This is a genomic window from Tenacibaculum sp. AHE14PA (genome assembly GCF_019278465.1).
Taxonomy (GTDB): domain Bacteria; phylum Bacteroidota; class Bacteroidia; order Flavobacteriales; family Flavobacteriaceae; genus Polaribacter; species Polaribacter bernardetii.
Window position 1 is genome coordinate 2,306,363 of sequence record NZ_CP058983.1, and the last position, 22,327, is coordinate 2,328,689.

Annotated in this window: 22 protein-coding genes; 14 read left to right on the forward strand and 8 right to left on the reverse strand. The window is 28.9% G+C overall.

Going from position 1 to position 22,327, the window contains the following annotated elements; all coding sequences use genetic code 11:
* Positions 1 to 55 precede the first annotated feature (55 nt).
* The 4 genes from H0I30_RS10585 (at position 56) to H0I30_RS10600 (ending at position 6,697) form a co-directional block, all read left to right on the forward strand.
* Positions 56 to 3,358: a DUF4175 family protein gene (locus H0I30_RS10585; RefSeq protein WP_218771831.1), complete on the forward strand. Its 3,303-nt coding sequence runs from the start codon at positions 56 to 58 to the stop codon at positions 3,356 to 3,358.
* A gap of 38 nt (positions 3,359 to 3,396) precedes the next feature.
* The gene (ybeY, locus tag H0I30_RS10590) at positions 3,397 to 3,813 is read left to right on the forward strand and encodes an rRNA maturation RNase YbeY (protein WP_218771832.1); all 417 of its coding nucleotides are present in this window, start codon (positions 3,397 to 3,399) and stop codon (positions 3,811 to 3,813) included.
* Positions 3,814 to 3,842: 29 nt separating this feature from the next.
* Positions 3,843 to 5,720 (forward strand): tRNA uridine-5-carboxymethylaminomethyl(34) synthesis enzyme MnmG, encoded by a 1,878-nt coding sequence (gene mnmG / locus H0I30_RS10595; RefSeq protein ID WP_218771833.1) that lies wholly within the window; start codon positions 3,843 to 3,845, stop codon positions 5,718 to 5,720.
* 92 nt (positions 5,721 to 5,812) lie between these two features.
* Positions 5,813 to 6,697 (forward strand): bifunctional 2-polyprenyl-6-hydroxyphenol methylase/3-demethylubiquinol 3-O-methyltransferase UbiG, encoded by an 885-nt coding sequence (locus H0I30_RS10600; RefSeq protein ID WP_218771834.1) that lies wholly within the window; start codon positions 5,813 to 5,815, stop codon positions 6,695 to 6,697.
* 148 nt (positions 6,698 to 6,845) lie between these two features.
* Here H0I30_RS10600 and H0I30_RS10605 read toward each other — a convergent pair whose 3' ends face one another.
* Both H0I30_RS10605 and H0I30_RS10610 read right to left on the reverse strand, forming a co-directional pair.
* Positions 6,846 to 7,436, reverse strand: coding sequence for a porin family protein (locus H0I30_RS10605; RefSeq protein WP_218771835.1), 591 nt, complete (start codon positions 7,434 to 7,436; stop codon positions 6,846 to 6,848).
* Positions 7,437 to 7,535: 99 nt separating this feature from the next.
* Positions 7,536 to 7,934 (reverse strand): DoxX family membrane protein, encoded by a 399-nt coding sequence (locus tag H0I30_RS10610; protein ID WP_218771836.1) that lies wholly within the window; start codon positions 7,932 to 7,934, stop codon positions 7,536 to 7,538.
* Positions 7,935 to 8,062: 128 nt separating this feature from the next.
* On the opposite strand from H0I30_RS10610, the gene H0I30_RS10615 reads away from it, so the two are divergent.
* Positions 8,063 to 8,986, forward strand: a complete 924-nt coding sequence (locus tag H0I30_RS10615) for an SPFH domain-containing protein (RefSeq protein ID WP_218771837.1) — start codon at positions 8,063 to 8,065, stop codon at positions 8,984 to 8,986.
* A 66-nt stretch (positions 8,987 to 9,052) separates the two neighbouring features.
* Here the strand turns inward: H0I30_RS10615 and tatA are convergent, their stop codons facing one another.
* From tatA to rnr, 3 genes are all read right to left on the reverse strand, one after another.
* Positions 9,053 to 9,244, reverse strand: a complete 192-nt coding sequence (tatA, locus tag H0I30_RS10620) for a twin-arginine translocase TatA/TatE family subunit (RefSeq protein WP_275315136.1) — start codon at positions 9,242 to 9,244, stop codon at positions 9,053 to 9,055.
* Positions 9,245 to 9,278: 34 nt separating this feature from the next.
* A complete protein-coding gene (locus tag H0I30_RS10625; RefSeq protein ID WP_218771838.1) occupies positions 9,279 to 9,956 on the reverse strand; it encodes a head GIN domain-containing protein in 678 nt (225 codons plus the stop codon).
* 91 nt (positions 9,957 to 10,047) lie between these two features.
* On the reverse strand, positions 10,048 to 12,264 hold the full coding sequence (gene rnr, locus H0I30_RS10630; RefSeq protein ID WP_218771839.1) for a ribonuclease R: 2,217 nt from the start codon (positions 12,262 to 12,264) through the stop codon (positions 10,048 to 10,050).
* A 112-nt stretch (positions 12,265 to 12,376) separates the two neighbouring features.
* On the opposite strand from rnr, the gene H0I30_RS10635 reads away from it, so the two are divergent.
* From H0I30_RS10635 to H0I30_RS10650, 4 genes are all read left to right on the forward strand, one after another.
* Positions 12,377 to 13,288, forward strand: a complete 912-nt coding sequence (locus tag H0I30_RS10635) for a diacylglycerol kinase family protein (protein ID WP_218771840.1) — start codon at positions 12,377 to 12,379, stop codon at positions 13,286 to 13,288.
* 74 nt (positions 13,289 to 13,362) lie between these two features.
* Positions 13,363 to 13,530, forward strand: a complete 168-nt coding sequence (locus H0I30_RS10640; RefSeq protein WP_218771841.1) for a hypothetical protein — start codon at positions 13,363 to 13,365, stop codon at positions 13,528 to 13,530.
* 661 nt (positions 13,531 to 14,191) lie between these two features.
* A complete protein-coding gene (gene rpiB, locus H0I30_RS10645) occupies positions 14,192 to 14,626 on the forward strand; it encodes a ribose 5-phosphate isomerase B (protein WP_218771842.1) in 435 nt (144 codons plus the stop codon).
* Positions 14,626 to 15,066 (forward strand): GNAT family N-acetyltransferase, encoded by a 441-nt coding sequence (locus tag H0I30_RS10650; RefSeq protein ID WP_218771843.1) that lies wholly within the window; start codon positions 14,626 to 14,628, stop codon positions 15,064 to 15,066. Before rpiB ends, H0I30_RS10650 begins: the two co-directional genes overlap by 1 nt.
* Positions 15,067 to 15,074: 8 nt before the next feature.
* On the opposite strand, the gene H0I30_RS10655 is transcribed toward H0I30_RS10650, so the two are convergent.
* Together H0I30_RS10655 and H0I30_RS10660 are read right to left on the reverse strand one after the other, a co-directional pair.
* Positions 15,075 to 15,644, reverse strand: coding sequence for a pseudouridine synthase (locus tag H0I30_RS10655; RefSeq protein ID WP_218771844.1), 570 nt, complete (start codon positions 15,642 to 15,644; stop codon positions 15,075 to 15,077).
* Between the two features lie 2 nt (positions 15,645 to 15,646).
* The gene (locus H0I30_RS10660) at positions 15,647 to 16,438 is read right to left on the reverse strand and encodes an aldose 1-epimerase (protein ID WP_218771845.1); all 792 of its coding nucleotides are present in this window, start codon (positions 16,436 to 16,438) and stop codon (positions 15,647 to 15,649) included.
* 116 nt (positions 16,439 to 16,554) lie between these two features.
* On the opposite strand from H0I30_RS10660, the gene recA reads away from it, so the two are divergent.
* The 4 genes from recA (at position 16,555) to H0I30_RS10680 (ending at position 20,797) form a co-directional block, all read left to right on the forward strand.
* The gene (gene recA / locus H0I30_RS10665) at positions 16,555 to 17,562 is read left to right on the forward strand and encodes a recombinase RecA (RefSeq protein ID WP_218771846.1); all 1,008 of its coding nucleotides are present in this window, start codon (positions 16,555 to 16,557) and stop codon (positions 17,560 to 17,562) included.
* Positions 17,563 to 17,683: 121 nt separating this feature from the next.
* Positions 17,684 to 18,544 carry a GyrI-like domain-containing protein gene (locus tag H0I30_RS10670; protein ID WP_218771847.1) on the forward strand — a complete coding sequence of 287 codons (861 nt, stop codon included), beginning with the start codon at positions 17,684 to 17,686 and terminating at the stop codon, positions 18,542 to 18,544.
* 28 nt (positions 18,545 to 18,572) lie between these two features.
* The gene (locus tag H0I30_RS10675) at positions 18,573 to 20,255 is read left to right on the forward strand and encodes an amidohydrolase (protein ID WP_218771848.1); all 1,683 of its coding nucleotides are present in this window, start codon (positions 18,573 to 18,575) and stop codon (positions 20,253 to 20,255) included.
* A gap of 2 nt (positions 20,256 to 20,257) precedes the next feature.
* Positions 20,258 to 20,797, forward strand: a complete 540-nt coding sequence (locus tag H0I30_RS10680; protein WP_218771849.1) for a GNAT family N-acetyltransferase — start codon at positions 20,258 to 20,260, stop codon at positions 20,795 to 20,797.
* On the opposite strand, the gene dut is transcribed toward H0I30_RS10680, so the two are convergent.
* On the reverse strand, positions 20,794 to 21,225 hold the full coding sequence (dut, locus tag H0I30_RS10685; RefSeq protein WP_218771850.1) for a dUTP diphosphatase: 432 nt from the start codon (positions 21,223 to 21,225) through the stop codon (positions 20,794 to 20,796). The genes H0I30_RS10680 and dut overlap by 4 nt on opposite strands.
* A gap of 93 nt (positions 21,226 to 21,318) precedes the next feature.
* Here dut and H0I30_RS10690 point away from each other — a divergent pair, with 93 nt between their 5' ends.
* Positions 21,319 to 22,314: an NAD(P)H-dependent glycerol-3-phosphate dehydrogenase gene (locus H0I30_RS10690; protein WP_218771851.1), complete on the forward strand. Its 996-nt coding sequence runs from the start codon at positions 21,319 to 21,321 to the stop codon at positions 22,312 to 22,314.
* Positions 22,315 to 22,327: the final 13 nt, after the last annotated feature.

Sequence of the window (22,327 nt, forward strand, 5' to 3'; positions counted from 1 at the left end):
TACAGAAACCTTTAACTTAAACTTACTTTTAAATATAGTATTTTTATAGACTGATATGGAGAATTTTAGCAAAATAGAAAAAAAGTTACAACTGTTTAGTAAAAAATACTACACAAATGAATTGATAAAAGGTGTTATTTTATTTATTTCATTAGGTGTTTTATACTTGTTTTTTACCTTATTTATAGAATATTTTTTATGGCTTAAACCTACTGCCCGAACTTTATTATTTTGGTTGTTTTTAGTTGTTGAATTATTTTTGTTTTTCCGTTTTATATGCTTTCCTGTTTTTAAAATTATAGGCTTACAGCGAGGAATTTCTTTTGAAGAGTCTTCTAAAATTATTGGAAATCATTTTCCAGAGGTAAAGGATAAGCTTTTAAACATATTACAATTAAAGAAAAATAGTAATCAATCTGATTTATTATTAGCTAGTATAGAACAAAAATCGAATGAAATTCAGCCAATCTCATTTAACAAAGCAGTTAATTTTAACAGCAATATTAAATACTTAAAATACGCTGTGATTCCGGTTTTTATTTGGTTATTATCATTTGTAACAGGAACAACACAAAAGCTATCCGATAGTTTTAATCGTGTAGTAAATCATACGGTTGCTTATAAAGCTCCTGCACCTTTTTATTTTAATTTAACAACCACCGATTTAACCGTTATTAAAGGAAAAGATATTACAATTTATATGCAAACAACGGGAGAAATTATTCCCGAAAGTGCTAAAATCCATTTTAATAAACAACAATATTTTTTAAAAAATGAAGGCAATGGTTTATTTTCATATACATTTATTGAAGTACAAGAACCTATTAATTTTTACGCTAGTGCAAACGGTATAGAATCTATAGCCTTTAATTTAGCTGTTATAAAAACACCTTCTATTCAAAATATTTCATTGAATTTAAAATATCCTAGTTATACTAAAAAGAAAAACGAGACTATAAATAATACCGGAAACATAAATGTTCCACAAGGAACAATTGTAGAATGGCAAGTTAAAACAACTGAAACAGATAGTGTTAACTTAGTATTAAATGAAAAACGTTATAATTTTATCAATACTAAAACTGATGAATTTCAACTTAAAAAGCAGGTTAAAAAAGCTACTAATTATCAAATTACCACTTCTAACAGTAGTTTAAAAGATTACGAACAGCTACAATTTTCTATAGCGGTTATTACGGATGAGCATCCTTTAATAAATGTAAATTCTAATATAGATAGTATTGCAAGAGGAAATGCACAGTTTGTTGGACAAATTTCTGATGATTATGGTTTTAATAAATTAGAGTTGGTTTACTACGATAAAAATACTGGTGCTGCTTTAGATTCAAAAAAGATTGCTATAAATAAGAATAATATTCAAACTTTTTTCTTTGAGTTTCCTGGGGATTTAGATCTTAAAAAAGGAGTTGATTATGAACTATATTTTCAGGTATTTGATAACGATGCGGTAAACGGAAATAAAAAAACAAAGAGTCAGAAATTTTCTTATCGACAGAAAACAACCAATGAGATAGAGCAGGAGCTTTTACAAGAACAACGTAATTATATTGATAACTTAGAAAACTCATTACATAAACAAGAACGAAGTAAAAAAGAATTGGAGAAAATTCAATTTGAGCTACAAAATAAGAAAAATGTTAATTGGAATGATCAGAAAAAAATTAAGAATTTAATTAAAAGACAAGATCAGTATAAGCAAATGATGCAACGTCAAACCGAAAATTTGCAAAACAATTTTACTGAGAAGAAAGAAAAAAACGAAAGCTTACAAGAGAAAAAAGAAGCATTAAAGCAACGAATAGAAGAACTTAAAAAGCTAGATAAGCAACAGAAAATATTAGATGAACTAAAAAAATTAGCTGAGAAGCTTAACAGGGAAGATTTAATAAAAAAGACAAAAGAACTAGCTGAGCAAAACAAACAACAAGAAAGAAGTTTAGAACGTATATTAGAAATGACTAAGCGTTTTTATGTTGAACAGAAAATGCATAAAGTAGCGGATAATTTAAATGAGTTGTCAAAAAAACAAGATGAATTATCAAAAAAGGAGGCAACAAACGACGAACAAAAGGCAATAAATAAAGAATTTAAGAAAGCAAAAGAAGAACTTAATGAGTTAAAAAAAGATAATAAAAAATTAAAATCTCCGATGGAAATGCCTTCAATGGAAAAGTTATCTGATGAAACCCAAAAAGAACTTAACAAAGCAGAAGAAAATATAGCAAACAAAAAGCAATCTGAATCAAAAGAAAATCAGAAAAAAGCAGCGAAAAAAATGCAAGAGATGAGTCAGAAGATGCAAGACTCCATGCAAGAAATGAGTGCTGATATGGAGGAAGAAAACATGGAAGGTTTACGCCAGGTTTTAGAAAACTTAATTACATTTTCTTTTGATCAAGAAACATTAATGAATGTGTTTTCATCAACCAATTCTTCACATCCAAACTTTGGTAAAAACCTACAAAAGCAATATTTACTTAAGAGTTATTTTGAACATATAGACGATAGCTTATTTGTTTTATCAATGAAAAACCCTAAAATATCATCTAAAGTACAAGATCAACTTTCGTTAGCACATTACAATTTAAGTGAATCTTTAGAGAATTTTACCGATAATAAATTTCAAAACGGAATAACAAATCAGCGTTATATAATGACATCTGCAAACACTTTAGCAGATATGTTAAGCAATACGCTAGATGCTATGCAAAACCCAAAACCTGGTAGCGGAAAAGGGAAAGGAAAAGGGAAATCTTTTAGCTTGCCAGACATTATTAAAAAGCAAAGTGATTTAATGAAGAAGATGCAAGAGGGTATACAGAAGAAAGAAGGCGGTAAACCTAAAGATGGAAAAGACGGTAAAAAAGGTGGGGAGAAAGGAAAAAAAGAAGGTGAGAGCGGTGAGCAAGGAGAAGGTTTAAATGGTGACTTGTATGAAATATATAAACAACAATCGGAATTAAGACAGCAATTAGAAGATGCCATTGGTCAAGGCAAAAGTGGTAATGGTAAAGCCAAAAAAGCGCTTAAGGAAATGGAACAGTTAGAGAATGATATTTTAGAAAAAGGTTTTACTCAGCAAAGCATTAACCGCATGCAACAATTAAACTATGAATTACTAAAATTAGAGAAGGCTACATTCGAACAAAATCGTGATAAAAAACGTAAATCAAATACCAATTTACAAGAGTATAATAAAAAAAGGGCTAAGGAATTAAAGTTTAAGAAGTTGTTCTATAACCAAACAGAGATATTAAACAGACAATCATTACCTTTGCGCCCTGATTATAAAAAGAAGGTTCAAGAGTATTTTAACCTTCCTAAAAACAACAAGTAATAGATTTAAATTATTTTTATTACAACATAAATTAAAGAATGATTGTATTTAATTACGAAACCGAATTTCAATTAGAAAATGAAGATAAAACTTCTAAGTGGATTCAGAACTGTATAGAGAAAGAAGAATTTGAATTAGGAGAAATCAACTATGTATTTTGTGATGACACTTATTTACATAAAATGAACGTTGAATTTTTACAACACGACACCTTAACCGACATCATTAGTTTTGATTATACGTTAGGTAAGTTAGTAGGAGGAGACATCTTTATTTCTATCGAACGAGTAAAAGAAAATGCAAAAGAGTTTAATGTTTTATTTGAAAACGAACTGCATCGAGTTATTATTCATGGTGTTTTACATTACATGAAATACAAGGATAAAACTGATGAAGAGAAACAAATAATGCGTAGTAAAGAAAACGATTCTTTAAAAATTTTAAACGAAAACTAAAATCGTTCCACGTGGAACAGCATATAAAAATGAGTTTATTTAATACAACATACGATGTAATTGTAGTAGGTGGTGGACACGCTGGTAGTGAAGCTGCAGCAGCAAGTGCCAACATGGGTGCACATACATTATTAATAACAATGAACCTTCAGAATATAGCTCAAATGAGTTGTAATCCGGCAATGGGTGGTATTGCTAAAGGACAAATAGTTCGCGAAATTGATGCATTAGGTGGTTACAGTGCTATTGTAACCGACAAGACTGCTATTCAGTTTAAGATGCTTAATAAATCTAAAGGACCTGCAATGTGGAGTCCGAGAGCACAGTCAGACAGAATGCAATTTGCAGAGTGTTGGAGAAATATGTTAGAGAAAACTGATAATTTAGATTTTTATCAGGACTCTGTTAACGGATTAATTTTTGATGACAATAAAATCGTTGGTGTAAAAACAGCTTTAGGATTAGAAATAAAAGCTAAGACTGTTATTATTACAGCAGGTACTTTTTTAAATGGATTGATTCACATAGGTGAAAAAACATTTGGTGGTGGTAGAGCAGGTGAAGGAGCTTCAACAGGAATAACAGAAGATTTAGTTGCTAAAGGATTTGAATCTGGAAGAATGAAAACAGGAACTCCTCCAAGAGTTGATGCTCGTTCTTTAGATTTTTCAAAGATGACTGAACAACCTGGTGATGAAAACCCAGAAAAGTTTTCTTATTTACCAATTACCGAAAAACTTATAGAACAACGTTCTTGTTATTTAACTCATACAAATCAAAAAGTACACGATGTTCTACGTGCCGGTTTTGATCGTTCACCAATGTTTAATGGTAGAATTAAATCTACCGGACCACGTTATTGTCCGTCAGTAGAAGATAAGATTGATCGTTTTGCAGACAAAGATCGTCATCAAGTTTTTGTTGAACCAGAAGGATGGAATACCGTTGAAATTTATGTAAACGGATTTTCTACTTCTATGCCAGAAGATATACAAGACGAAGCAATTCGTCATATTCCTGGATTTGAAAATGTAAAATTCTTACGTTTTGGATATGCAATTGAATATGATTTCTTTCAGCCAACACAATTAAAACATAGTTTAGAAACTAAGTTAATCGAGAATTTATTCTTCGCTGGTCAAATTAACGGAACAACAGGTTATGAAGAAGCAGCTGCACAAGGTTTAATGGCTGGTGTAAATGCAGCGTTAAAAACGCAGAATAAAGAACCTTTTATATTAAAAAGGAGTGAAGCTTATATTGGTGTTTTAATTGATGACTTAATTACCAAAGGAACAGAAGAACCATATAGAATGTTTACTTCTCGTGCTGAATACAGAACATTATTAAGACAAGATAATGCCGATTTAAGATTAACCCCAATCGGTCATAAATTAGGATTAGCTTCTGATGAAAGATTAGAGAGAGTAATAGAGAAGAAAGAGAAGACAGATAAATTGATTCACTTTATTACAAACTTAAGTGTAAAGAAAGAAGATATAAATCCGATTTTAGAAGCTAAAGGATTATCGGTTGTTAATCAAACAATGAAATTAATAAAAATAGCTACTCGTCCTCAATTAAGTTTAAATGATTTTAATAGCATTGAAAAATTACATAACTATATTAAAGAAAACGAAATGAATGCTGATGTAATAGAACAGACAGAAATTCATTTAAAATATTCGGGATATATAGATAAAGAAAAGAACAATGCTGATAAACTAAATAGATTAGAGAAAGTTGTAATACCTGCAAATTTCGATTATGATAAAGTACATTCATTATCGATTGAAGCAAGAGAAAAATTAGTAAGTATTCAACCTACTTCAATATCTCAAGCAAGTAGAATAAGTGGAGTTTCACCTAGTGATATTTCTGTGCTTTTAGTTTATATGGGTAGATAACAATATCAACTTAATAATAAAAAGAAAAACGTTCCATGTGGAACGTTTTTCTTTTTTACGTAATTTTGCAATGACATTATAGCATGTTCCACATGGAACATCATAAAAAGAAAAAGAAATTGAATACAGAAAAAGCACTTTACAAAAACCTAACTCCGTTATTAAACTGTATAGATTATACTGTTTCTGATGAGAGTTATGAAGTAATGTATAATAAAGAATATGATATGCTTGTTACTTCACCTGTGCCGGTTAATTTAGAAAGTTATTATGCGAGTGATTCATATATTTCTCATACCGATAGTAAGAAAACACTTTTTGACCGCGTATATCAATTAGTAAAAAACCATACCTTAAATCAGAAATTAAAATTAATAAATTCTTTTAATAAAAAAGATAAAACGATTTTAGATGTAGGTGCGGGGACAGGTGATTTTTTAAAAGTATGTAAAAATAATAATTGGCAAGTTAATGGAATAGAACCTTCTGATAAAGCAAGAAAATTTGCTAAAGAAAAAAACATCAATCTTAAAAATGATATTTATGACTATGAAGGAAAACAATTTGATGTAATTACACTTTGGCATGTTCTAGAACATGTACCCAATTTAATAGAATATACGCATCAATTAAAAAAATTACTAAAACCAAATGGTGTTTTAATAATTGCAGTTCCAAATTTTAAAAGTTACGATGCAAACCGTTATAAAGAATTTTGGGCAGCTTATGATGTACCAAGACACTTGTGGCATTTTTCTAAAACGTCTATAAAAAAATTATTCTCTGATATTGAAATGACCGTAGAAAAAATACTTCCAATGAAGTTTGATGCTTTTTATGTTTCGCTTTTATCAGAAAAATACAAATCAAAAAAATCAAGACCAATTCATGCTTTTCTTACTGGTTTAAGATCAAATTTAAAAGCAAAAGGAAATGGTGAATATTCTTCCTTGATTTATATCATAAAAAACATTTAAAACGATTTTTAACATCATTTTAATCAATTTAAAATTACAAAACACACGATTACATTACAAAATAAAAAAAACCTCTTAAAATGAATATTTTAAGAGGTTTTTTATCAGTAAAAATTATATTAAAATATAATACAATAATTAAAATTTATTAAAGTCCAAATGCTATTGAAGCAGCAAATACACTATTTTTTGGATTATTATCTTCGTAGTTATCTGAGCTATCAAAAACACCGTTAAGTCCAAAACCATATCTAGCATTTAAAGAAACATTTTCTGATATTTTAAAACCTAAACCTAGATCTAAAGAATAATCTACTTTATTAAAAACATCTTCATTATCAGAAAAATTTATAGCACCAACTTCTATTTCATCATTTACTAAAAATCCAATTTGTGGACCAGCTTCTAGATAGAATGAATCTGCTAAATAAAATTTTAGCATCACTGGTATATTAATATAATCTAACTGAACTTTACCATCAATTCCGTTAGCTTCATTGTTTACACCTTGTGATGAATACACAACCTCTGGTTGTAAGCTAAAACGATCTGTAACCTTAATTTCATTATAAATACCAATATGAAAAGATGTTCTAATACTTTCTGATTCTACTTCATCTTCAAATGATTTATCAAAATTTGTTAGGTTAGATAAGTTTAAACCACCTTTAATTCCAAAATTTTGAGCCTGTGTAGTAGCTGTAATCACTAATAATAGTAACATTATTTTAATCTTCATATAAGTTTATTTTTAAATTCAATACAAATATATATCGATTGATAAAATACATTTAACTGATACCATCTGAATCTTAGCTCATATAATTTGTAAGAATTACTAGCTGTTTAAAAGGTACATACCAGCAATGGTAATTAGAAAGTAAACAGCTAATGTCATAGCACCTGCATAATCTTTCGCTAAGCGTTGACCTATTAGTAAAAAGATTAATGATAATGCTGCAATTTGAACTCCTAATAAAGATAATGCTGTATCATCAGTAGTTATTAAATTAAATACTCCGATAAACATAAAAGCACCTGCAATTAACTCCATCACTAAAATAATAACTAATAAAATTGGTACTAGATTTTTTAAAGGAGAGTTTTTAAAATGATCTTTAATAAAATTTACATTACCATTCCAATCTGTTACTTTATCAATACCCGATTGTAAGAAAGTAACTATTAAGAAAAGTAGAATTAAAATTTCTGTTGCATTTTGTTGAATAAGTTCCATATAATTGATTTTTAGCAAATATAACTTTAAAAACAAAAATTGTAACATTTTATAAAAATAGAGTCAAATAAACAAAGTAGATATTATTGTATCTTTAACAACAAACTAACTATAAAAATTAAAAAACTATGCCTATTTATTATTATCCAGTTATCTTTTTTGGTCTTATATTATTATTTGCTTCATTTTTTACGGTAAAGCAACAAACTGCTGCAATTATTGAGCGTTTTGGTAAATTTCACAGTATTCGTCAGTCTGGCTTACATCTAAAGATTCCTTTAGTAGACAGAATTGCTGGAAAATTAAGTTTAAAAATTCAGCAATTAGATGTAATTATTGAAACAAAAACATTAGATAATGTATTTGTTAAACTAAAAGTTTCTGTTCAATATAAAGTTATAAAAGAAAAAGTAGAAGATGCTTTTTATAAATTAGATTACCCGCATGATCAGATTACCTCTTATGTATTTGATGTTGTTCGTGCAGAAGTGCCTAAGATGATATTAGATGATGTGTTTTTAAAGAAAGATGATATTGCTATTGCTGTAAAATCTGAATTAAATGAAGCAATGATGACGTATGGTTATGATATTATTAAAACCTTAGTTACCGATATTGATCCGGATGCGCAAGTAAAAGAAGCAATGAATAGAATTAATGCTGCCGATAGAGAAAAAACTGCTGCACAGTATGAAGGGGATGCACAACGTATTTTAATTGTAGAACGAGCAAAGGCAGAAGCTGAAAGTAAACGTTTACAAGGACAAGGAATTGCAGATCAACGTAGAGAGATTGCCCGTGGTTTAGAAGAATCTGTAGAAGTACTAAATAAAGTAGGTATAAATAGCCAAGAGGCATCTGCTTTAATCGTCGTAACTCAGCATTACGATACATTACAATCAATTGGACAGGAAACAAACAGTAATTTAATTTTATTACCAAATTCGCCACAAGCAGGAAGTCAAATGTTAAACGATATGGTAGCTAGTTTTACAGCAAGTAACCAAATAGGTGAAGCAATGAAGAATCCGAAGCCCAAAAAACTTAATTAGATAATAAAAGCTCGATTTGTTTTATACAAATCGAGCTTTTATTTTTATATGATAAAAAGTAATAGATTATTTCTTTTCTTCTACTTTATTTTCTTCTTCATCTTCTTTAGTAGCAGATTTAAACTCTTTAATACCTGTTCCTAAACCTCTCATTAATTCAGGTATTTTACGACCTCCAAATAATAATAATACAACTACAACAATCAATGCTATAGAAGCACCACCTGGTATTGCTAAAAAAATATTTAATGAATTCATTTGTTCTAATTTTTAATGCTACAAAGATACTAAATTAACTTCTCTGTTCAATTACTCCACCAATTACTTTTTTATCTTTAAAAACTTCTGGAGTTCCTTTGTAAAAAATAGAACCACCAAAAGAAACTTTAGCATCTAATGTTTCACCAGCTTGCACTTCTACTTTAGATCCTGAGCCTGCACGTACATAATTTAAATCACTTACAATTAAATTGTACCCGTGATAAATTCCTCCTAAATTGGCTTCTACAGTTTGATTCTTTGTTGTACCTGAAAGCTTAATAACAGCACCTGATACACTTTTTACCATAAGATGCTTAACATCTACAACTATATTGATAAAGGCGCCTTCTTGGGCTTTAATTTCAATTTGTGATTGTTCAATTTTTTTACCAGTTATAGTAGCACCTTCATTAGCATCAATAGTTTCTAATAACGATGCATAATAAAGCGTAATTTTCACTTTACCATCTGCTGTAGTTTCAGGGAAATTTAAAGCTATTTTTAAAGTATTGTTTTTATTTTTAATGCTTACTTTATCTGTTTTTTCGCCAGTAACAATAATTTTATTTTCGTCTGATTTAACCAATTCTAAATCGATACCATTGTATACTTTAACTGTAGAGAATTCTCCTAATTGTTTTGTTAAGGTTGTTTGAGCAGATGCTACAATAGGCATCAAAAACAAACATATAAACACTAATTTTTTCATTTTTAATTTTATTAATTAATAAGGTATAATCAAAAATAATACCAATACTATAAAGACGAATATCAAAATTTATTGTGACAACAATAAAAGTTTAATGCGAAATTAAATGAAAATCTAAATGTTTACGTTCTAAATCGGTGTTTTTAACTTTAACAACAACTTTATCTCCTAATTGAATTATATTTTTTGAAGATTGACCAACAATAGCATATTGCTTTTCATCAAAAATATAGTAATCATCTTTTATATCTCTAATTCTAACCATTCCTTCACATTTGTTGGCAGAAATTTCTACGTAAATTCCCCATTCGGTTACACCAGAAATTACACCTTCAAATTCTTCGTCTTGATGGTCTTTCATATATTTAATCTGCATATATTTTATGCTAGATCGCTCTGCTTTTGCAGCCATTTCTTCCATTTGTGAAGAATGTTTACATTTTACTTCATATTCTTCTGCTTTTGGAGACTTTCCGCCATCTAAATAATGCTGTAATAAACGGTGTGTCATTACATCTGGATAACGACGAATTGGTGAAGTAAAGTGAGAATAATAATCGAAAGCTAAACCATAATGCCCAATATTTTGAGTGGTATAAGCTGCTTTACTCATAGAACGGATTGCTAAAGTTTCTACCATATTGGCTTCTCCTTTTCCTTGAACATCAGCTAATAACTTATTTAAAGATTGCGATGTTTTTTCTTTAGTTTCTGTATCAATTTTATAACCAAATTTATTAATAATGTTCTGTAAAGAAGCTAATTTATCAATATTTGGTTCATCGTGTGTACGGTAAATAAATGTATTTTTTGTTTCTTTTCCTTTAGAAAAACCTATGAATTCAGCTACTTTTCGGTTTGCTAGTAACATAAACTCTTCAATAAGTTTATTAGCATCTTTAGATTCTTTAAAGAAAACTCCTACAGGATTTGCCTTTTCATCTAAATCAAACTTCACTTCAACTCTATCAAAAGATATTGCACCAGCTTTCATACGCTTTTTACGCAATTTTTTAGCCAATTGATCTAGTTTTAAAGTAGCTTCTACAATTTCTGGTGTTACTTCATATTCTTTATCTATAATAGAAATATCAAGCGGCATTGTATACGGCTCAACAGTATCAGAAAGTGTACAATTTTCTATGATTGATTGTGCTTCTTCATAGGCAAAACGTTGATCTGAATAGGTAACAGTTCTACCAAACCATTGATTTACAATTTGCGTTTTTTCGTTGATTTCAAAAACAGCAGAAAAAGTTAATTTTTCTTCATTTGGTCGTAAAGAACAAACTCCGTTACTTAACATTTCAGGTAACATTGGTACTACTCTGTCTACTAAATAAACAGATGTTGCGCGATCATATGCTTCATCATCTAAAATAGTTTTTGGTTGTAAATAATGAGAAACATCAGCAATGTGAATTCCTATTTCGTAATTCCCATTTTCTAATTTTGTAAATGACAATGCATCATCAAAATCTTTTGCATCCTTCGGATCTATTGTAAAGGTTAAATCTTTACGCATATCACGACGTTTGGCAATTTCTTCCTCTGTGATTTCTATTGGTAAATTCTCTGCTTCTTTTTCTACTGCTTCATCAAATTCGTATGGTAAACCATATTCTAGTAAAATAGAATGTATTTCGGTTTCATGCTCACCAGGTTTTCCTAAAACTTGCGTTATTTTACCAAACGGATTTTTAGAATTTTCTGGCCAATCGATCATTTGAACAACCACTTTATCGCCATCTTTTGCGCCATTTATTTTGTTTTGAGCAATAAATAAATCCGCAGACATTTTTTGGCTATCTGGTATTACAAATCCAAAATTTTTATTCATCTGTAAAACACCAACAAACTCAGTTTTTTTACGTTCGATAATTTCTACTACTTCAGCTTCGTATTTATTAGATCTACGTTTTTGATAAACATAGGCTTTAACCGTATCTTGATGTAATCCTTTTCCTAAATTTATTGATGGAATAAATATATCATTCTCAAAATCATCCGACATAAAATATCCATTTCCATTAGATGTTAAATCTAACGTACCAATATGGTATTTACGATCTTCATTAATTTTATATTTACCTCTATCTATTTCTTTAATTTTCTTATTTCCGGTAAGTTCTGCTAATTTTTTAAGTACTTGCGATTTACCATCGGTATCAGAAATTCCCATTTTAGCAGATATCTGCTTATGGTTATATGTTTTTGAATTGTCTTCGTTTAAAATTTTAAATATATTTCTGGTCAAGTCTTTTATTACTCTACCTTTTTTCTTGTATATTTTTTTCTTTCTAGTCATTAATCTTCTGCTTGTTTTATTGTTACCAAAGTACAAATAAATTTAGGTTTTGTTTATTAAAAAAGTGTTACCAATCTATTTTGTATTTTGGCTTAATTATATTTTATTATTTATGATAAATTCTTGGTTTGTTATTGCAAATCCTTTTTCAGGAAATAAAAAACTTTCTAAAAATTGGAAAGAGATTGAGCAATTGTTAAACGAAAGAAATATCGATTTTTCTTATGCTTTTACAGCGTATTCTAAACACGAAATTGAATTGGTACACACTGCTATTCAACAAGGTTATAGAAATATAATTTCCGTTGGTGGAGATGGTACACTACATCATGTAGTAAACGGAATTATGACGCAAAGATATGTAAAAACTTCTGATATTACAGTGGCAGTGATTCCTTTAGGTACAGGAAACGATTGGATTAAGACTTATAGCATACCAAATAACATAAAATTAGCCATAGATTTAATTTACCAACAAAAAACAATTTTACAAGATATTGGCTATTTAGAACTAACAAATACTACTGCTTTCTTTAATAATGTTGCAGGAATTGGTTATGATGGTTATGTTGTTAATAAGTTGAATACACTTAAAAGATTCGGTCCTTTAGCCTATCTTTTAAGTGGTATTGCTGGTTTATTATTCTACAAAAAAACTTCTTTTACTATTGAAGTTAATAATAAAGTAATTGAAACAAAATGCTTAATGACTTTATTCGGAATTTGTAAATATTCAGCAGGAGGAATGCAATTAACTAAATATAAGGATATTACAGATGGGCTATTTGATATAACCATTGCTAAAAATTTATCTCTTTTAGATTTAATTGTAAATATTAAAAAATTATATAACGGCTTAATTGTAAATCATAAGAAGGTAGAAACACACTTATCTAATACATTGTTAATAACTCCGTCTTCTCTTAAAAACCCCATGTTTATTCAGGCTGATGGGGAATTAATAGGTACCGGAAAAGTAACTGCAACTATATTACCAAAAGCTATACAATTTATAATTTCTTAAAAAGTTAAAAAAATCTTAATAAAATTGTAACATTTCACAAATTATTACGTCTTTATAATAAGAAGTTACTAATAATGAAAAACTTACGTAAAATAATAGGTTTATTTATATTCATATTTGTTACAGGTATTATAGTTACCGTAATAAGTATTAATACTACTTTAAATGAAAAACCTACTACAAATTTAGTTAAAGCTAAAGACACTATCTACCTTATTAAAAAAGGGAGTAGAACAGTATAATAAGTACTTTTTCTATTTTATTCTTATTTATCAACATCACTAGTTTTATATATTATTTTAAAAGAAATTTATTCTTTTAAATAAACACATCCTTAATTTTAAAGAATTTCAAAACTTCCATTTTTTTAAATTTAAGGTTATTAACATATATAATATTATATATAAAGAATTTTTAAAATTTAAAAAAAGAAATGATTGTTATTATAGTGTGTTAATATGTGGCATAAATAAATGATTAAATTTTTGTGAGTATCAGTTATTAAATAAAATAAACATGTTATTAGCTTAATAAAATGTTTAAAATCAATTAGAAAACATAGTTATTAACAAAACTTATAAACAACTATTAACTGTTAATTATGAATACTTAATTTTATTTACATTGTAAACAACAGGTTAATTTTATGTTGATAAATGTTTATTAGAAACTCATAAAAAAAGTTGTGTATGTAATAGTAGTTCTTGTATTGTAAAAAAAATGTAATAAATCAAATAAACTTTTTAAAATATACCATTACTTCTTAACAATTAACTAACATTACTCAAGTACTTAAAAACTAATCACTTATTAAGAATACTTAAAAAAGCATTGTTAATTACTGTTGATAACCCTGAATATCTGTATTTTTGTAACACACAACTAAATTAAAATCAACAAATTATGACAATTGCCATCGGAAATGACCATGCAGGTACCGAGTATAAATTCGAAATTATTACTCTTTTAGAAGAATTAGGACATAAGGTTATTAATTTTGGGACTAATGATACTAATAGTATGGATTATCCTGATGCTATTCATCCAACAGCAGAAGCTGTAGAAACTGAACAAGCTGAAATGGGTATTATTTTATGTGGTAGTGGTAATGGTGCGCAAATGACAGCTAATAAACACCAAGGTGTTCGTGCTGCTTTATGTTGGAATAATGAATTGGTAATATTAACACGTCAACACAACAATGCTAATATTTTAACAATTCCGGCTCGTTTTATATCATTACAACAAGCATTGGGTTTTGTAAAGTTATTTTTAAGTACAGAATTTGAAGGAGGACGTCATGCAGGTAGAGTTAATAAAATAGCTAATAATTGTTAATGGATTTTAAAGTAAAAAATTTTAAAGAATTAACAACTTCAGAACTGTATGAAATACTTCAATTACGTTCTGAAGTTTTTGTGGTAGAACAAGATTGTGTATATCAAGATATTGATTTTAAAGATCAAAAAGCATTGCATGTTTTAGGTTTAAAAGATGATAAAATAATAGCGTACACTCGTTTGTTTGATAGTAAGCAATATTTTGATACTCCTAGTATTGGTAGAGTAATTGTAAAAGATACCGAACGTAAATTTGGCTATGGACACGATTTAATAAAAGCATCAATACAAGCTATTGTTAATAACTACGAAGAAAGAATAATTACGATTTCGGCACAAACTTATTTACAGAAATTTTACGAATCTCACGGTTTTAAACAAATAGGTGAAGGGTATTTAGAAGACGGAATTCCGCATATTAAAATGGTGAGAGCTTAATAGCGTAGTTATAGCAATTCAGTAACTTCAATTACAGCACCAGGTTTCATATTATTTAATAAAATATCACCAATACGCACTCTAACTAAACGTAATGTAGGAAAACCAACGGCAGCTGTCATTTTACGAACTTGCCTAAATTTACCTTCTGTTATTATAATTGATACCCAACTTGTTGGTCCATGACGTTCATCACGAATTTTTTGTGATCTATTATCAAAATTAGGAGTATCTATTAAAAAAGCTTTTCCGGGTAAAGTCATATATTTTTTACCATCAAAACCAATTTCTACACCTTCTTTTAATTTATCTATAGCTTCTTGCGTAATAAGACCATCTACTTGAACATAATATTCTTTTTCTACTTTTTTACTGCGTACTTGTGCACTTACTTTACCATTGGTAGTTAAAAATAACAAGCCTTCAGAGGCAACATCTAAACGACCAATTGCCATTGTTTCTTCAGGAAAACTAAAATTTAACGCTCCTAATAATTTTTTCTTTCTTCTTGTTTGATTGTTAATAAACTGCGAAAGAAAACCATACGGTTTATGAATTATAAAATGTCGGTGTTCCATATTTATAAAGTACTAATAGTTACATAAAAATACTCTTTACCAGTACTAATTCTCATATTTTTTTCTGAATATTCTTGAGTTTTAAGTAACGGATATTGAGTTATAGGTTCTATACAAACCATGTTGTTAACTTCTGTCCACAACATAAAATTATTAAAGTTTTTGGTCGTTATTTTTACGTTAGGTAATTCATTTTTTATCAAAATGATTTCATCAGTATTTAAAACCTTATAAGCAGCTGATCCTACATTTAAAATATCTTTTAAAGTAATTTCTTTGTCTGCCGTTTTTATAATTTCAGTATCAAAACCAGTTAGTTTAAAACTAGGATGATACCCTAACATATAAGGCATTCCTTTTTCTGAAGTAATTTCAAAATCTATTTTTAAAGTGTTTTTTGATACTGAAATTATTTTTCTAAAAATAAAATCATAAGGCCAAAACAACTTTTCTTGCGTAGATTTTTTAGGAAATTTAGCATTATTTATTAGTGTATTTTTTACATATTTTTTTTCAAAAATAGCCGTAGTAGTATCCGAAGAAATAAATTGATAATCAAGTTCTCTTAATAACCCATGTTGATCTTGCTTAGCAATACCATTTGGTGTTTCAACACTATAATTATTAATTTTTGTAGGTCCAATTACAGGAAACATTTCAATGTCCGTAGCATTCCAACCAGGTGCATCTTTACAATGCATAATTTCTTCTTTATCAACAATAAAACTAATAACTTCACCTTTACTTATAGTAACGTTACAATTTGCATTTTTTAAAAGAATAGTTGTACTCATTTGGGTAAAAATTAATAAAAAACAATATTACAAAATGTAGCCTAAAAAAGATGGTAAAATAAAGGTAGTTTTTCATAACTTAGCCACTCTTATTTTTAATATAATTAGAACGATTTATGGCAGCAGATAAAGAAAAAGAAGCGAAATTAAAAGCATTGCAACTTACCCTTGATAAGTTAGATAAAACATACGGAAAAGGGTCTGTAATGAAATTAGGAGATAGCCAAGTTGAAGATATTGAGGCAATTTCATCAGGATCTTTAGGATTAGATTTAGCTTTAGGTGTAGGTGGATATCCTCGTGGAAGAGTTATAGAAATTTACGGACCAGAATCGTCAGGTAAAACAACCTTAACATTACATGCAATTGCAGAAGCGCAAAAAGCAGGTGGTATTGCAGCTTTTATTGATGCAGAACACGCTTTTGATCGTTTTTATGCAGAAAGCTTAGGAATAGATACAGATAATTTAATTATTTCTCAACCAGATCATGGTGAGCAAGCATTAGAAATTGCCGATAATTTAATTCGCTCAGGAGCTATTGATATTGTAGTAATTGATTCAGTTGCAGCATTAACACCAAAATCTGAGATTGAAGGTGAAATGGGAGATTCTAAAATGGGATTACATGCCCGTTTAATGTCGCAAGCATTGCGTAAATTAACAGGTACTATTAGTAAAACAAAATGTACTGTTATATTTATTAACCAGTTACGTGAAAAAATTGGTGTAATGTTCGGTAACCCAGAAACTACAACGGGTGGTAATGCATTAAAATTTTATGCATCTGTTCGTTTAGATATTCGTCGTAGAACACAAATTAAAGATGGCGATAGAGTTATTGGTAACAGTACCAAAGTAAAAGTAGTAAAGAATAAAGTAGCACCACCATTTCAAATTGCAGAATTTGATATTATGTATGGTAAAGGAATCTCTAAAGTTGGTGAGGTTTTAGATATTGGTGTAGAATACGGAATTATAAAGAAAAGTGGTTCATGGTTTAGCTATGGAGATACAAAATTAGGCCAGGGTAGAGATGCTGTTAAAGGCCTAATTAAAGATAATCCTGAATTAATGGACGAACTTGAAGGAAAAATAAAAGATGCTATTGAAAATCAAGAATAAGTTTTAAATTAAAAGGTTTATTTATTAAAAAGCTGTTGAGAAATCAACAGCTTTTTTTGTACCTTAAAGTTTGTCAATTTAAGACAAAAGTTACACTAAAAATTCATTTTATATTTGTTACATGGATACTAAAGAATATTATTTAAACCGTTTACAACAAGTAGTATCCTACTTAAGAACCAAATACAATCAAAAAATTCTGATAGAAGATTTAGAAGAATTATCTAACTTTTCATACAGAAATTTACAACGTATTTTTAAAGCACATTATAACGAAACTATAGGAGCTTATGTTACAAGAGTAAAAGTAGAAAATAGCGCAAAAATGTTATTATTTACAAATGATGAAATAAAAAATATTGCTGATAATATTGGCTATTCAGATGTACAATCATACACTAAATCATTTAAAAAACACTTTGGTATTTCCCCTGCCATTTACCGAAATAAAAAAGAACAAATATTACAAAAAAAGAATAATAAAAAACATACAATTATGCCTTTTTTTGAAGATAAAATTACTGTATTAGAATCTAAAAAAGTATTGTACAAAACATATAAAGGAGATTATTGCCATCATAAAATTGATGAAGTTTGGGATAACTTATTAGCGGAAGCGTCAGCAGTAAAGATTAATACTGATGAAGCTATTTCTTTCGGAATAATATGGGATGAGCCTATTATTTCTGAAAGTATAATATATAATTATGATGCTTGTTTTGTTATAAATAATACAAGTGAAATTTTAAACAAAAAATTTAAAGTAAAAACAATTCCAGAACAAAAATATGATGTTTTTACTCATATTGGTAATTATAAATCTATCAGTAAAACATACGATAAAATTTTTAGTAATTGGATTTTTACTTCTGACAAAGAAGTATCTGAAAAACCCTTTTTAGAGTTTTACACAAAACATGAAAGTCATACAGATGACCAAAATGAATATGAAACAGAAATTTATGTACCTTTAAAAGGTTGATTTTTAAATCGATATTAAAATGAAAAAAATGAAACTATTAATTATGTTACTTAGTGTAGTTTTTACTACAAATTCATGTTCTAGCGAACATGAAATAAATACATCTAATATAAAAATAAGTACACAAAAATTATACTATAACGCTAAAGTTTTTACAGTTGATTCTAAAAAACCTTGGGCAGAAGCATTGTTAATAGATAAAAATAAAATAATTTTTGTAGGTTCTAATATAGCAGCAGAAAAAGCGGCAGACGACAATGTAATAAAAATTGATTTAAAAGGTAAAATAATTTTACCAGGTTTTCATGATGTACATATGCATCCGATGGAAGTAGGAGCTACAACAACAGTTTTTACTTTAAATGAAGAAGAAACCAATGCCGAAAATTATATTTCAGCAATTAAAACAGCAGCAAACCAAAACCCTAATGTTGAATGGATTATTGGCTTCGGACACTCAATAAATACACTTTTAGAAGCAACAAGAAATCCGTTAGAAATTATTAATGAAGCCGTTTCTGATCGACCTGTAATTATTATGGAGCAAACATCACATTCTATGTGGATAAATTCAAAAGGATTAGAATTGGCAGGTATAACAGCAACAACAGAAAATCCGCAAGGCGGAATCATTATAAAAGAAGCTAGTGTTTTACAAGGTATTTTAATAGATAATGCAGGCGATGTTTTTTTTCAACAAGCTGTAGCCGCTCTAAACGATGCTGATGGAGAGTATAACGGAATGGTTGAGTATGTATTACCTGAACTTGCAAAACACGGAATTACATCAGTTTCTGATGCAAGAACCTATTGGAAGAGAGACCAACATAAAACATGGAAAAATTTAGCAGACGATGATAAATTAACTGCACGTTCTAATTTAGGTTTATGGGCATATCCAACGGAAGCTGATGCAAGTCAAATAGCATCATTAAAATCGTTATTTTCTAATGATAATGACAGTTTCTTAAAAATAAATCAAATAAAATTATATGCAGATGGTATAACTCATAACACAACTGCTGCATTGCATTCTAATTATAAAGAAGATTATTTTCATCAACCAACAAATAACGGGCTGAATTATTTTACAGAAACTAGAATTGCTAAATACATTGCTGAATTAGAAGGCACTGGTTTCGATTTTCATATTCATGCAATTGGAAATCGTAGTGTAACAGAAGCTTTAAATGCAATTCAACAAAGTGGAACACCAAAAGGAAGACACCGCTTAACTCATGTAGAAATGGTTACATCTGCCGATATTAATCGTTTTAAAGCATTAAACGTAACAGCAGATGCACAAGTTGGTGGCGAATTTACACAACCTGAATATTGGCACGATAATGATCATTTATTAGGTAGTGATTTGGCAAATAATCAAGTTCCTATTAAATCATTAAAAGAGGCAGGAGCAAGAATTACATTAAGTAGCGATTGGAATGTAAGTTCATTAAATCCGTTTGTAGGAATTCAAAATGCTGTAACACGTTCGCCACAAAATATTTCATTAGAAGAAGCAATTAAAGCATATACTTTAAACGGAGCTTATGTAATGAGACAAGAAGATAAAGTAGGTTCTTTAGAAGTAGGTAAATTAGCTGATTTTGTAGTTTTAGATAATGATATTTTTACAATTCCAACAACTCAAATTAAGCAAACCAAAATAGTTTTAACTATTTTTGATGGAGAAGAAATTTATAAAAAATAAGTTTGATAAACATATCTGATAACATCCAATTAAAAGAAATTTTAAATACTGATTTAGAAGCTCTTTTTACATTAATGAAAGAAATTTATCCGCCGGCTTATAGTCATTTTTGGAAAGATGGTGGAGATTGGTATGTGAATACGCAATATTCTAAAGAAAAATTAAGTACTGAACTTTTAAACATAAATTCTCAGAATTACTTGGTATTATTTAAAAATGAAATAATAGGTAATTTCAGAATTGTTTGGAATGAACAATTAGCAGGTTTTGCTGACCAAAAGAGTGTAAAATTACACCGCGTTTATTTGCATCCAAAAACACAAGGAAACGGAATTGGTAAAAAATTATTGAATTGGTTAGAAACTCAAGCCATTAAAAAACAATATGATCTCATTTGGTTAGATGCTATGGATGCACAACCACAAGCTTTCGAATTTTATAAAAAACTCGAATACAAATATCATTCACATTGTTTTTTAGACTTTGAATTATTGTACGACGAGGTTCGTAAAATGAGTCAACTTTATAAAAAAATAACTTAAACTCCAGTACTACCAAAACCACCAGCACCACGTTCCGTTTCATTTAAAACAGTAACTTCTTGCCAGTTTACACGTTCGTGTTTTGCAATTACTAATTGCGCAATACGCTCACCATCATTTACAATAAATTCTTCGTTAGACAGGTTTACTAAAATTACCCCAATTTCACCACGATAATCCGCATCAACAGTTCCAGGAGAATTTAATACAGTAATTCCTTTTTTAGCTGCCAATCCGCTTCGCGGACGAACTTGTGCTTCAAAACCATTAGGTAAAGCAATAAATAATCCAGTTTTTATAATTGCTCTTTCTAAAGGTTTTAAAACTACAGGTTCATTTAAATTAGCACGTAAATCCATTCCGGCAGAACCTTCGGTTTCATATGCAGGAGTTTGGTGTTTCGATTTGTTTATTATTTGTACGTTCATGATGTTTGGTTTTTCAAAATTCAAATATAATACCCTTAACTTTTAGAAGAAGCCTATAGATTTATTAATTTAGCATACTAAACAAACAACGATATGAGTAAGCAAACTAAAATAGCGGTTTTAGGTGGAGGAAGTTGGGCTACTGCCATTGTAAAAATGTTATCTGAAAATCTTGAAAACATTGGTTGGTATATGCGAAGTGTATATGCTATCGAACATATAAAACGTAACAAGCATAATCCTAGTTATTTAAGTTCTGCAGAGTTACATCCAGAGCAGTTAGATTTGTCTGACGATATGAATTATATTGTTGATAATTATGATGTGCTTATTTTTGCTATTCCTTCAGCTTTTATAAATACGGAATTAGAAAAGTTAACAACTTCATTAGAAGGTAAAATCATTTTTTCGGCAATTAAAGGAATTGTACCAGAAACAGGTTTAATTATTGGGGAACACTTTCATCAGAAATTTAATATTCCGATGGAAAATATTGGTGTACTTACTGGTCCATGTCATGCTGAAGAAGTAGCGATGGAACGTTTATCATATTTAACGTTAGCTTGTCAGGATGCTGAAAAAGCCAAAGATTTAAGTAAATATATTGCTGGTCGTTATATAAAAACAAAAATATCTGATGATATTATTGGTACAGAATATGCAGCAATGTTAAAAAATATTTATGCGATTGCAGCTGGAATTTCTCACGGATTAGGATATGGAGATAATTTTCAGGCAGTGTTAATGAGTAACGGTATTCGTGAAATGAAACGCTTCATTAAAAAGGTGCATAAAATGAAACGTAATATTAATAATTCGGCTTATTTAGGTGATTTATTAGTTACAGGATACTCTGTTTTTAGTAGAAATAGAATGTTTGGTAACATGATTGGTAAAGGTTATACGGTAAAATCTGCTCAAATGGAAATGAGTATGGTTGCTGAAGGATATTATGCTGCAAAAAGTGCTTATGAAATCAATCAAAAAAATGGTGCAAAAACACCTATTATCGATGCTGTATACAATGTGTTATACGGAAAAAAAGAAGCGAAAGATGAGTTTTTAAAGTTAACAAATAGATTAGATTAGTTGTTTGCATTTG